This window comes from Paenibacillus sp. Soil787 (genome assembly GCF_001429545.1).
Taxonomy (GTDB): domain Bacteria; phylum Bacillota; class Bacilli; order Paenibacillales; family NBRC-103111; genus Paenibacillus_E.
In genome coordinates, this window is the sequence record NZ_LMSP01000002.1 from 39694 (window position 1) to 52928 (window position 13235).

The window sequence follows — 13235 nt, forward strand, 5'->3', positions numbered from 1 at the left end:
ACGAACTGTGAATCCAAACACCATTAAAGAAAAAGGGCAAAGGTCGATTTCACTTTTTGCTTATAGTCTTACCTTTTTATTTGTTCTTGTTTCCCTTATACCACTTGCGTGGATGATCTCTTCTTCATTGAAGGACGAGTCTTCAATCTTGGCATTTCCGCCAAAGTGGCTGCCTGCCATACCCCATTCGGTTCAGGTTGAAATCGATTACTCAGGCCAGGAACTGAAGGATGCCCAGTTTTACGAAAAAGATGCGATGAAAGCGATTTGGTACCCATGGGCATCGAATGTTCGCGATTCAATCGGGGAAGTTGTAGTCAAAGGGATAAAGGATGGAAAAATGATTTATTCCGCGAATACAACGGGATCTTCCTTCCATTATGGAAGAAATCTTGTTGTTCCAACGACACTTTTTAACGATAATCTGATGAATGTTAAATTGCCAATTATCCATGAGAAAAAGTTATCTACATTCCAATGGCTTGGAGATAGTGGCGGTATCGTAAACGATAAGGGGAATTTACAGGATTTACAGAAACTTGTTTCAACTCATTTTCGAGATTTTTATGCAACTTCGAAGTTTGTGAGCGGCAAGGTGTTGAGTATTGAAGAGAAACCTAGATTTTGGAGCATATTCGATAGTTATTTGGTTCTTAACAAGGTTACTAAAGCAGCATCCAATGATGGATATGGAATCAGTCATTATTTCCTCAATAGTTTGATCGTTACACTTGCCACCATTGTTTCTCAACTGCTGTTTGGTGGTCTAGCTGGGTATGCACTTTCGTTTTTGATAAAAAGTAAAAAGCTTCAGCTAGGATTAGTGATGTTTTTTCTGGCCACACTTATGATTCCTGATATCGCGCTTTTGATTCCGCTTTATTTAACGATGAATCAATTGCATTTGGTAGACACATTATGGGCAATCATTTTACCACATACCGCTTGGGGTATCGTTATTTTCTTGTTCAAAGGTTTTTTTGATCAATTGCCTCGAGAGCTGATACAAGCCGCAAGAGTAGATGGCGCCTCTGAATTCAGGACTTTTTACCAAATTGTGATTCCGATGTCCGTGCCGATCTTTACCGTTGTTTCGGTATTGACATTTTTACCCGTGTGGAATGAGTTCTTGTGGCCGTTGGTCGTGGCAAGATCATCTGCAAACTGGACCTTAACGGTAGCCTTAAACAATTTGCAAAATCAAGCCAGTGTAATCTCGGAGAACATGCTCATGGCCAGCGGTGTCATTAGTATGATTCCTTTGCTAATCGTGTTCATAACCTGCCAGAAATTTATTGAAAAAGGTGCATCTTTTACCGGTGTAAAAGGTTAGAACGATCTGTTAACTTAATAGGAAGGCTCGTCGCTATAGACCAGACGAGCCTTCAAATCTTTGGGATGAGGGGTACTTATGAAGAAAAGTAAGCGGATAAATCGTATTTTTAAAAAGAAAATATTTTTTGCCGTCCTATTGCCGCTATTAGCGGCGGTACTACTTTCAGCCTCTTTGATTGTATTTCACTCAAACAAATATGCAGGTGATGCAACCGTATTTTCGGTAAATGGAGAGCCGGTATCCAAGGATGAGTTCTTGAACGTCATGTCAGGTTCAAGAGCAAATGTTTTTTCCTATTTTGTTCAAAAACATGGCGTAAAAGATAGCGCCAAATTCTGGACAACAAGCTTTCAGGGAGAAATACCAATTGAAGTACTTAAGCAAAAGACATTGGATAAGTTGAAAATAATTAAAACAGAGCAGATCGTCATGAAAAATAACGGAATAGCCAGTGATATATCCTTTTCTGGTTTCCTCGATAACCTCAAAGCTGAAAACGAAAGACGAAAGAAGGCTGTAGAAAATAAACAAGCTATATACGGCCCCCAGCAATTTGATGCAACAGGATATTATGATATTCTCCATGGGAATAGAATGGAAGAATTAAAAAACAAATTGGCGGATGAAGAGCTATCCTCCAATGAAGAAGAAATAAAAAACGCCTATGACGAAAATAAAGAAACATTGTATAAAAAGATGGATTCGATTAAGTACGAAAAAATAGTCCTATCTTATTTGGATGAAAAAGGTAATCCTTCGCCAGATAAGAAAAAAATGGCAGCTAGTTTGGCTGCGAAAATAAAAGATGATACAAATAAGGGTTTGAAATTTGAAGATATCGTTAGCGACTATAAGAAACAAGATAAATCAGATGTAGAATACAAGGAACTAACATTTGATGAAAGCACTTACAAGACGGATTCCTGGACAAATCCGCGATTGACTACAACGTTGAATGAACTAAAAAATGGGCAGATAAGTGACGTTATCGAAGAGAACGCTTCCTATTATATCGTTAAAGTGCTGGAAAAAAGCATGCCCAGCTATAAACCACTGGATGAAGTAAGAGATCAAGTTAAGAAGCAATTAGCTGACAAAAAGGTTGATGAGCTCATAGATAAACTAGTTCATGAAGCAAAATTCATTGTAAACGACAATGTGTACAACAGCATTTCTTAAAACTGTAAATTATTATTATCCAGACCTCAGTTTAAATGAAGGGGAGGTTGTTGTGAGACGGCTGAGCAAAGTTGAGGTCATGGAATAGTAGTTTAAATAATCAAACAACATAGAATTGAAAGGGGATACAAATAGTGAAAAAATTTGCTAGTGCATGGCTCCTCATCATGATGCTAATGGCAGTAACCATTCCGGTTGCGACCGTACAGGCTGCAGGTACCACTTATTATGTTGATTCTTCAGGAGGAAACGATAGTAACAGCGGTACTAGCACTTCATCTGCATGGCAAACATTAACAAAGGTTAATGGCATTACCTTCCAGCCCGGTGACCAAATTTTATTTAAAGCTGGAGGATCGTGGGCTGGCACGCTGAGCCCTCTTGGTTCAGGGGATAGCACCAATCAAATCACCATAGACATGTATGGAACCGGTAACAAACCATTGATTGCAGGAGGCGGTGTTGATGCATCGGTTTCCCTGAATGCTCAGGAATACTGGACGATTAACAACCTGGAAATAACCAACACTGCAGCTAGCAGAGCCGCAAGAAGCGGGATTAGAGTGCTTGCTAAAACAACGGGGATTACACATGGCATCCACATTGCGAACAATAATATCCACGATGTAACCGGAGAAAACAGAAGGTCAATGCCTGCATATCAAAGTATGTATGATAACTCAGGAATTCACATCAGATTTGACGGTGACGCTACACCGACTGACCGTTTTGATGATGTGTTGATCGAAGGAAACAATATACATGATGTTTTGACAAGCGGTATTAAGGTTGATTCAACAGGCGGTACGACTGCTGACCAATTGTTTACCAATGTCGTTGTTAGAAACAATATTGTTAGTAAAACGGGTTCCGACGGTGTGATTATAGGCAGTACTGTGAACGCGCTTATTGAACATAATTCGGTTTATGATGCCGGGTACAACGGTAATGCCGCCGATACACATCTTATTGCAGGTATGTGGGAAGTTATCTCTAAAGACACTGTTTTTCAATACAATGAAGTAGCTAGAACTAAATTGTTTGATGCTGACGGAACAGGGTTTGATACGGACTTTGGAACAGGTGGAACGATTTACTTCCAGTACAATTATTCCCATGGGAACGAAGGCGGATTCTGGCTTGATTGTGCGCATATCACCCCGAATGGCTATATTAAAACTGTACTAAGATATAACGTAAGCGTCGATGATATGTTGTATGTAGCAAGATCTGACGATAGGCCAGCCGACTTCTACAATAATACATTTTATAAGTCCAGCGGTTCACTTGATGCAAGTCAAGGCGCGGACGGCAGCTCATATAGGTTCTGGAACAACATTTTCAATTACCAAACAAGTCCTAATTGGCAATCTTCGCAATATGACAATAATTTGTACTATCCTGAAGCCGCAAACGCTGCTGATGGTAATGCAGTGACTGGAAATCCTCAATTTGTGAATCCAGGCGTAGTTGGCGACGGTATGAGCTTTGCCGATAATTACAAACTTCAATCGACATCAGCAGCTATTGATAAAGGTAAACCTACTGCCGGTAATGGCGGGGTAGATTTCTGGGGCAACACGTTGTATAATTTGATGCCAGATATTGGAGCTCAAGAATACGGTACGGATGGCACTTATGATTCGAATACGACGAATAAGTTTTCACTCGATTTTTCAACGACACAAGGTCAGAAAAACTGGAACTATATGCAATATAACGGCAGCACTTATTCGAATATGAGCTGGAATTCAAGCTTGGGCGCATGGAAGGGTGCAGGTACGTGGAATCGGATCTGGTCCCCGGCAATTCTTCATCCTGATACCAATGATACTGTATTGGCATGGAAGGCACCGAAAGCAGGACAGGTTAGAATCACTGGCAAACCAAGGAAAGATGGTGCCGGCGGCGACGGCGTGAATGTGAAGATGATGCAAAACAGTACGCAGCTCTGGCCAGCAAGCGGATGGCAGTTTATCGGTGCTTCAGACATATCCGGAGTAGCACACGATGTAACAATCACTGTTGCAGCAAATGATATGATTTATTTTGTAGTGAATAAAAACGTAAACAACAGCAGCGACGGAACGTACTGGGATCCTATGATCCGATACGCGTCTACGCTTGCCAATGATTTTTCATCTACCCAAAACTCGGGGTATTGGAATTATATGCAGTTAAGCGGAAGTACCTATTCGAATATGACCTGGGATGCAACCTTAAACCATTGGAAAGGAACTTATACGTATAACCTCATCTGGTCTCCATCCCAGATCCATCCTGATACTAATGATTCCGTAGTAGCATGGAAAGCTCCTGTTATAGGGTCGGTAAGAATTACCGGTAATCCTAAGAAAGGAAATAGCGGCGGCGATGGCGTGAATGTAAAGATCATGAAGAACGGAACGCAGATCTGGCCTGCAAGCGGCTGGCAATTTATTGGAGGAACCGACACTGTTGGGGTTACACACGATATAACGACAACCGTTGCAGCTAATGATATGATTTATTTTATCGTAGATAAGAACGGAACCAATTCCAATGACGAAACAACCTGGAATCCGACGGTAGCTTACCAATAAAGCAAACTTCCTGGAGGGGATGGTCTCGTGCCATCTTCTTCAGGCACTTAGTATGGTTAAGGAGAAGCTTATGCTAAAAAAAGAAGAAATCCAAATACGCGATCCATTTATTTTGGTTGATACAAATGAAATGAAATATTACCTTTATGGAACGACGGATAAAAATGCTTGGGAAGGAAAAGCGACGGGCTTTGACGTGTATATGAGCGCGGATCTGGAAAATTGGGAAGGGCCGTTCCCTGCTTTTCGGCCGGAAGCCGATTTCTGGGCGGACCAAAATTACTGGGCTCCTGAAGTTTATCTTTATCAGGGCAAGTATTACATGTTTGCCAGCTTTAAGGCAGACAACAAATGCAGGGGAACGCAAATCCTGGTTTCTGAGCATCCAATCGGGCCGTTCATCCCGCATTCGGATGGTCCTGTTACCCCGGCGAAATGGGAGTGTCTGGACGGAACTCTGTACGTCGATGAATCAAGGACTCCATGGATGGTATTTTGTCACGAATGGCTGCAGGTTCAAGACGGCGAAATGTGTGCCATCCAATTATCCAAGGATCTCAAATCAGTAATTGGCGAACCTTTGCTTCTGTTTCATGCTTCTGATGCACCGTGGGTTTGTGGATTTGCCAGGAGTGCTGCTTCAAAAGAAAAAAATAACTTTGTGACCGACGGTCCGTTCATGTATCGAGCGGAAAATGGGGAATTGTTAATGCTCTGGTCAAGTCATGGGGCGGATGGTTACGCCATTGGGACAGCGCGTTCTGTAACAGGAGAAATGACGGGCCCATGGACCCATGATCACGATCCGTTATTTGCAAAAGACGGCGGACATGGCATGCTATTTACAACTTTTGACGGAAAATTCATGCTTACTATCCATAGACCTAATCATACGCCGGATGAAAGGCCTGTATTTCTGCCCGTGTACGAGCTAAATGGCCGATTAAGCTTAAAAAAAGCCTATAAAAATCCAATCGTCCTGCAGCGTGCAGACCCTTGGATTTATAAACATACTGACGGTTACTATATTTTTACGGCTTCAGTTCCTGCGTATGACTGCATTGAATTGAGAAGAGCCAAAACCATCCAGGGATTGGAATCCGCCGTTCCAACTATCATATGGACACAACATGCCAAGGGCAGGATGAGCTCTCATATATGGGCTCCTGAACTCCATTTTATAGATGGCAAATGGTATATCCATTTTGCTGCCGGAGGCTCAGACGAAGACAAGGACGAGAAGTGGCAGCACCGGATGTACGTGCTTGAAAATGAAGCCGTGAATCCGATCGAAGGGGCATGGGTGGAAAAAGGCCAGCTTCATACGAACTGGGACTCCGTTGCTCTGGACGCTACCACCTTTGAACACCAAGGAGTACGGTACCTTGTTTGGGCGCAAAATGACCCTGAAATCGAAGGGAATTCGAATCTTTACATGGCTGAAATGAGCAATCCTTGGACGATAAGCGGTAAGCAGGTTTTGCTTTCGAAGCCAGAGTATGACTGGGAAATTGTAGGCTATGGGGTTAATGAGGGGCCTGCTGTACTTAAGAAAAACGGTAGAATATTTATCAGTTATTCGGCAAGCGCCACGGATAGCAATTATTGTATGGGATTACTAACAGCTTGGGAGACAAGCGATCTATTAGATCCTGAATCATGGACCAAATCGCTAGAGCCCGTTTTCAAATCCAATGAAGAATCCGGACAATATGGTCCAGGGCATAACTGCTTTACGGTATCAGAGGATGGATCAGAGGATATTATGATTTATCATTCCCGGAGCTATAAGGAAATCATCGGTGATCCGCTGTTTGATCCCAATCGTCACGCACGCGCTCAAAAATTAGACTGGAATGTAGACGGAACTCCAAACTTTGGAGTACCTGTTGCAGATCAAGAAGTCTTGAAAGTTGCCCGACTATAAGAGGATAAGTGAGGCTAAAAGCATTACTTGAAACTTTTACGTCCTTACCTCAAATGATTTTTCCTCCAAGTTCCATTAGGCAGATGAATAACAGTGAAGTATCATTTAGCGTAGGGTGATAAAAAATGTTCATTTCTCCTATGCTAGCGTACAATGCAAAAAATAATAAACCATTTTACAGTAAACATCATTTAGCGGAACCGAAATTAGATGGTCTAAGATGTATTGTTTCCAACATGGATAGACTCTATGTTTATACGAGACATAATAACTTGATTACAAATAAATTCCCCGAGTTGTATAGTTGCCCCCTGCCTGAAGGAACCATACTTGATGGCGTATTAATCATGATGGACGATCAAGGGAAACCAGATTTTGAAGCCATGTCAGCCAGGTTTTTATCAAGTAAAAACAAAACACCTGTGATATTCTGCGCATTTGACATTTTGAGATACAAAGGAATTGACGTCACGGGTTTAACCTTACTGGGGCGTAAAGAACTGTTGGACAAGGCTTTCACTGAAAATGAGAACTATAAGAAGATTAAAGTATTTGAGGGAAATGCAGTTGATTATTATGAGCAGGTTCGTGGGCGGGGACTAGATGGCATCATCATGAAATCTAAAAAAGAGAATTCCAAATACGAAATAGACAAACGCTCCAAACAATGGCAAAAGGTGATTAACTGGACTTATGCGGATGTGTTCATTTCCGGTTACAGAAAAAATAATTTTGCTTTATTGGCCTCTATTGATGCAGCTGATGGCTCCAAGTTCCCAGTCGGGGTTATAGAGTCAGGTGTAACATCCGTTCATCAGCAAGCTTTTGATAGCTTGAAAAATCGCTTAGTATTCAAGGAAGACCAGAACTTTGCTTATATGGAACCACGAATCATGGCAAAGATTAAGACAAGAAATTGGACCAAAAGCGGAAAACTGAGGTCGCCAGTATTCATGGAATTCGTGATTTAAAATAAAAAGACTGAAATCACCAAAGGAGGAAGTGGTGGTTACAGTCTTTTTGTTTTACTTTTACTTCAACCAAGGAATTAGCGTCTAATTCCGCCGGTTAGTTGTTGTTCAGCCAGTTGAACTAATCTTCTCGTAATGTTACCACCGAGTGCGCCGGTATCACGAGTAGCCATGTAGCCGTAATAACCATCTTGAGGAATCTGAATACCTAATTCTTGAGCGACTTCATATTTCATTTGGTCAAGAGCTGCTCTTGCTTGTTGCACGACTAATGTATTGCTGTTTCTTCTTCTAGACATTTGATTCACTCCTTTTTTGTGGTGTAGGAGTATTTTGTGGATTAAATGGTTTTTTATTCATCTTACCAAAATTAATTTCCGAGAAGTCGATTTTCGCCTTCTCGGTCTCTGTGGGCGAGCTTCAGCTCGTGCTATAAGTTTTCTTATTGACACAACCGCTGGAAAAAGATATATTTTTCAGTGTAATAAGTAATTATTACGATTTATAAGCCGTGATGCCTTATAACTTACATGTAGTTTGGGCTTCGACATATGAATCGAGGATAGTCGCGATGTTAATTCGTAATTTTTACATATAAAACCGGAAAGGATTTGTTCTTATGCTGGTAGCCTCCATGAATGAGGTGGAATTCGGTTACAATGACGTCCCTTGTATTCAAGATGCGAGTGTAGAGATTCAGTCGGGTGAATTTGTAGCAATAACGGGACCCAATGGTGCAGCCAAGTCGACCTTGTTGAAATTGCTTCTTGGCTTGCTTGATCCTTGGAAAGGGACAATTTTCCTATCTTCTACCAATAAAGAGGGCAGGAAGCTGAGAGTGGGTTACGTATCTCAGCAAATTTCTGCCTTCAACAGTGGATTCCCTAGCACGATATTGGAATTTGTCCAATCAGGCAGATATGCAAGCCGATCGTGGTTTCGTAAACTCGACAAAGAGGATGAGGCGCAGACGGAGAAAGCACTCCGTCAGGTTGGGATGTGGGATTTGCGCAAGCGCAAGATCGGTGAGCTCTCAGGCGGCCAAAAGCAGCGTATTTGCATCGCCAGAGCGCTAGCGCAGGAGCCCGATATGCTTGTTCTCGATGAACCGACGACAGGGATGGATCAGGATAGCCGCTTTGGTTTCTACGAGTTGATGCATCATCAAGTGAAAGCTCACGGGCGAACCGTTGTTATGGTGACGCATGGCCTTAGCGAGGTCGCTCCCTATCTGGATCGTATCATTGAGCTGGAAAGAAAGGAGGATGGCGGATGGAAATGCTGCACTACGACTTCATGCAGCGGGCATTTTGTGCCGGTGGGTTAATTGCTATCCTGGCTTCGATTCTGGGGGTTTATCTGATGCTTCGCAGGCAAGCACTGATGGCTGACATGCTCTCTCATGTTTCCTTAGCAGGGGTTGCAGGAGGTGCGTATTTAAACATCAATCCAACTTTGACTGGATTTGTTGTAGCTACGCTGGGAGCCATAGCTGTTGAATATGTGAGGAGGTCCTATAAAACGTATAGTGAAATTTCGGTTGCCATCATTATGGTGGGTGGATTATCAACAGCAGTGATCATCATGAGTCTCAAGCAAAGCATTAATAAAGGCTTCTCCGCTTACTTATTCGGCTCTGTTGTTGCTGTGAATGAAACCGAGCTTCTTCTCATGTTTGTGGTAGCGATAATCGGGGGCATCTTTTTCTATATTTTTCGTCGTCCGCTCTATCAGATTACATTCGATGAAGATACGGCTAAGACCAATGGGCTTCCTGTAAAATGGATCTCACTTGGCTTTAGCGTCTTAACCGGTATGATTGTATCTGCGGCTATGCCGATTGTGGGAGTTCTTCTCGTTTCGGCATTAATTGTATTGCCCGCGGCACTTGCCATTCGAATTGCACCTAGTTTTACATCCGCACTTTTTATAGCAATGAGCATTGGTTTACTTGGTGTCATTTCTGGACTTACTGCTTCCTATCAGCTTAGTACACCTCCAGGTGGAACAATAGCGCTGCTTCTCTTGTTTATTCTTATTGCTGGCCTTGGTTTGAAAAAGGTCGTGCTAACTTTTAGCAAAAGCAAAGCCAAAAATGCAATCGACACCATCCCTCGTATGTCCAAAGAAATACCAATTTCATCACTCAACAAATTTTAGGAGGAAAAAGTAATGAAAAAAATCTGGGTAACGAAATCACTTGCTTTTACCGTACTATCTGCTGCACTCTTATCGGGATGTGCATCTAAAACCGCTTCAAGCGATGGCAAATTAAATGTCGTTACAACCTTCTACCCGATGTATGAATTCACTAAGCAAGTTGCAGGTGATCACGCCAATGTGATTGCTCTAATCCCGCCGGGGGCCGAACCCCATGACTGGGAGCCTAGTGCCAAAGATATGAAACAACTGAAGAACGCCAATGTGTTTGTATACAACGGTATCGTAGAAGGATGGGCAGAGCAATCCCTTAAGAGTGCTGAGAATAAGGATCGTGTTGTGGTTGAAGCCAGTAAAGGAATTGAATTAATGGAAGGCTTACCGGAGGAAGAGAACCAAGCGGATCCCAAGAAAGAAGCGCATGGAGACAAAATCCTGGATCCGCATGTTTGGTTAACGCCGGTTCTTGCTCAAAAAGAGGTTGAGGCCATAGTGGTTGGGTTAACGCAAGCTGACCCTGCTCACAAGGATGATTATCGAAAAAATGCGGATGCCTATATCGGAAAGCTGAAAGCCTTGGATGAGTCATTTAAAACAGGTCTTAAAAATGTGAAGCATAAAGAGTTCGTCACACAGCATGCTGCTTTTGGTTATTTGGCCAAAGAATACGGGCTGACACAGGTTCCTATTGCCGGACTTTCCCCTGAAGAAGAGCCAGCTCCTGATAAAATGGCAGAAATTATCAAGTTCTCGAAAGATAATAAGGTACAAACGATTTTCTTTGAAACCCTTGTAGATCCTAAGGTTGCGAGTACAATTGCGAAAGAAGTCGGTGCGAAAACGGCTGTGCTGAACCCCATAGAGGGATTAACGGACGATGATAAAAAGAAAAACCTTGATTACATCGGTGTTATGACGAATAACCTGGAAGCATTGAAAAAAGCGCTGAATGAATAAATAGTGTGCGAATAGCATCTCTTCGTAGCAACTCTTCGAGTTTGCTCTTTTTCTTCAGACCAATACGTAAAATTTACGAATAGAAAGAGGCAATGACATTGTCAGATCGTAAAATACCTGTCACCGTCTTAAGCGGTTATTTGGGAGCAGGCAAAACAACGTTATTAAACCACGTCCTACATAATCGTGATGGCTTAAAGGTTGCGGTTATTGTGAACGATTTAAGTGAGGTCAACATCGACGCGGAGCTGATTAGAGATGGCAACGGGCTTTCCCGCACGAATGAGAGCTTGGTTGAAATGTCCAATGGCTGTATCTGCTGTACATTACGTGAAGACCTTTTGAAGGAAGTAGAGCGGCTTGCTAAAGAGGATAAATTTGACTATATTCTTATTGAATCTACGGGTGTAGGTGAACCTTTACCAGTTGCGCAAACGTTCACTTATCTGGATGAAGAGCAGGGGATTGATCTTACGCAATTTTGCCGTCTCGACACGATGGTAACCGTCGTAGATGCTTATCGTTTCTGGACGGACTACTCCTCTGGAGAGACGCTTCTAGAACGCAGTCAAGCTGTGGGTGAAGATGATACACGCGAAGTTGTTGATCTTCTGATTGACCAAATTGAGTTTTGTGATATCCTGATTTTGAACAAGTGTGACATGCTGGAAGAAGATGAGCTGATTGAGCTAGAGGGCGTGCTGCGCACATTACAACCTAGAGCCAAATTCCTTCGCTCGGTTCACGGAAAGGTTGCTCCAACGGATATTTTGAACACTCATTTGTTTAATTTCGATGAAGCAAGTACGTCTGCAGGCTGGATGCGGGAAATGGAAAAGAAAACACATACATCAGAAACCGAAGAATATGGCATTTCCTCATTCGTCTATGAAAGAACTCGTCCATTCGAGCCTTCACGGCTGATGAGTTGGATGGAAGATTGGCCGGCGGAGATCATCCGCGCTAAAGGGATTATGTGGCTTGCAACGCGCAACAATCATGCCCAGAACTTAAGCCAAGCAGGTCCTTCTATTCGCTTCGGTCCAGCAGGGTATTGGGTGGCGGCGCTCCCAGATGGTGAAAGAGAAGCTGTTCTGCAAGAAGATGCAGATCAAATCAAGCACTGGGATGATACCTATGGAGATCGGATGAACAAGGTTGTATTTATCGGCATGGAGATGGACCGAGTTAGTATCGTGACTTCTTTGGATGCTTGCTTGTTAACGGATGATGAATTGCAAGGAGATTGGAATCGTTTCAAGGATGAGCTGCCGAATGCCATAATGGAGTTGAAAGAAGCTTGCCCTTTGCCACAATAAATTCAGCAATGATGTATGATAGGAGGTGAACAGCATGAGAGTCATTATTACATTGGCGTGTACGGAAACGGGTGACAGAAACTATACAACGACGAAGAATAAAAGAACCCAAACCTCTCGTTTGGAGCTGAAAAAGTATTGCCCACGTCTGAAGCGTCATACGCTTCATCGTGAAACACGTTAATAAATCAAGAAAGTCCGGGCTTACTTGTCCGGGTTTTCTGCTTTGGAGGCTGATGGGCTTGATGAGGTTGAATACCAATGAGGAAAACGAAGTCATTTTAAATCATCATACGGATGCTCAGTGGCGCCGCCGCGAGCAGGAATTAGTGCAATGGGCTGAACGTGAGAAAAAGCGCAAGCATGCTAAGAAGACCACACTTCTTGGACATATCCACGTGGATGAAGAATTGTTTCCGGCCTTGATGCTGCTTCGGCAGAAGCAAATAGCGACAGAATTCTCATGTGCTGGTGTAAGCCCGCTTGACGAACCAGAAGACCATTCCCTGTATGCTTATCTCACGATCATAGCCTCTGAGCGAGCCGAGCAATTCATCCAATTGACCATGAAGCGCATGAGACATCGTGTATTGATTTCTTTTGAACCTAAAAGGAACCGATACGATCTTTCATCCTTTTACATAGGCCACAACCGTTCTTTTTGTCAGCTGATCCAGCAATGCGCGGAATTCTTTGAAAATGAGGGTTAGGCACCGAATAAGTACAGTAAGGCTTTCTCCTAAATATCGGAGCAAGCCTTTTTTATTTTTCCTGAATGGTCTGAACTTGATAAAATTGTGTTGG

12 protein-coding genes and 1 pseudogene are annotated in these 13235 nt (G+C 42.7%); 12 read left to right on the forward strand and 1 reads right to left on the reverse strand.

Translation table 11 applies throughout. The annotated features are described in order from the left end of the window. Positions 1-7: 7 nt before the first annotated feature. From ASG93_RS04810 to ASG93_RS04830, 6 genes and pseudogenes are all read left to right on the forward strand, one after another. Positions 8-1333 (forward strand): carbohydrate ABC transporter permease, encoded by a 1326-nt coding sequence (locus tag ASG93_RS04810; protein WP_056829408.1) that lies wholly within the window; start codon positions 8-10, stop codon positions 1331-1333. Positions 1334-1411: 78 nt separating this feature from the next. Then, positions 1412-2515, forward strand: coding sequence for a peptidyl-prolyl cis-trans isomerase (locus tag ASG93_RS04815; RefSeq protein WP_056829410.1), 1104 nt, complete (start codon positions 1412-1414; stop codon positions 2513-2515). A 134-nt stretch (positions 2516-2649) separates the two neighbouring features. Continuing rightward, positions 2650-5097, forward strand: a complete 2448-nt coding sequence (locus tag ASG93_RS04820) for a right-handed parallel beta-helix repeat-containing protein (protein WP_056829411.1) — start codon at positions 2650-2652, stop codon at positions 5095-5097. 70 nt (positions 5098-5167) lie between these two features. Next, positions 5168-5977: pseudogene (locus tag ASG93_RS36155) on the forward strand (glycoside hydrolase family 43 protein); the annotation flags it as partial. A 42-nt stretch (positions 5978-6019) separates the two neighbouring features. After that, positions 6020-7024, forward strand: a complete 1005-nt coding sequence (locus tag ASG93_RS35840) for a family 43 glycosylhydrolase (protein WP_056829936.1) — start codon at positions 6020-6022, stop codon at positions 7022-7024. Between the two features lie 140 nt (positions 7025-7164). After that, on the forward strand, positions 7165-7995 hold the full coding sequence (locus tag ASG93_RS04830; protein ID WP_056829938.1) for a DNA ligase: 831 nt from the start codon (positions 7165-7167) through the stop codon (positions 7993-7995). 77 nt (positions 7996-8072) lie between these two features. Here the strand turns inward: ASG93_RS04830 and ASG93_RS04835 are convergent, their stop codons facing one another. After that, entirely contained in the window at positions 8073-8294 is a 222-nt protein-coding gene (locus ASG93_RS04835; protein WP_056829412.1) for an alpha/beta-type small acid-soluble spore protein, read from the reverse strand. Between the two features lie 320 nt (positions 8295-8614). Between ASG93_RS04835 and ASG93_RS04840 the strand changes: the two genes are divergently transcribed. The 6 genes from ASG93_RS04840 (at position 8615) to ASG93_RS04865 (ending at position 13141) form a co-directional block, all read left to right on the forward strand. Next, a complete protein-coding gene (locus ASG93_RS04840; RefSeq protein ID WP_056829414.1) occupies positions 8615-9322 on the forward strand; it encodes a metal ABC transporter ATP-binding protein in 708 nt (235 codons plus the stop codon). After that, positions 9268-10155 carry a metal ABC transporter permease gene (locus ASG93_RS04845; protein ID WP_056829416.1) on the forward strand — a complete coding sequence of 296 codons (888 nt, stop codon included), beginning with the start codon at positions 9268-9270 and terminating at the stop codon, positions 10153-10155. The genes ASG93_RS04840 and ASG93_RS04845 overlap by 55 nt, the downstream gene beginning before the upstream one ends. 12 nt (positions 10156-10167) lie before the next feature. After that, complete coding sequence (locus ASG93_RS04850; RefSeq protein ID WP_056829418.1) at positions 10168-11112, forward strand: metal ABC transporter substrate-binding protein; 945 nt, start codon at positions 10168-10170, stop codon at positions 11110-11112. A 92-nt stretch (positions 11113-11204) separates the two neighbouring features. After that, the gene (locus ASG93_RS04855) at positions 11205-12431 is read left to right on the forward strand and encodes a GTP-binding protein (RefSeq protein ID WP_056829420.1); all 1227 of its coding nucleotides are present in this window, start codon (positions 11205-11207) and stop codon (positions 12429-12431) included. Between the two features lie 34 nt (positions 12432-12465). Further along, positions 12466-12615 (forward strand): 50S ribosomal protein L33, encoded by a 150-nt coding sequence (gene rpmG, locus ASG93_RS04860; protein WP_029195131.1) that lies wholly within the window; start codon positions 12466-12468, stop codon positions 12613-12615. 61 nt (positions 12616-12676) lie between these two features. After that, positions 12677-13141 carry a hypothetical protein gene (locus tag ASG93_RS04865; RefSeq protein WP_056829422.1) on the forward strand — a complete coding sequence of 155 codons (465 nt, stop codon included), beginning with the start codon at positions 12677-12679 and terminating at the stop codon, positions 13139-13141. Positions 13142-13235: the final 94 nt, after the last annotated feature.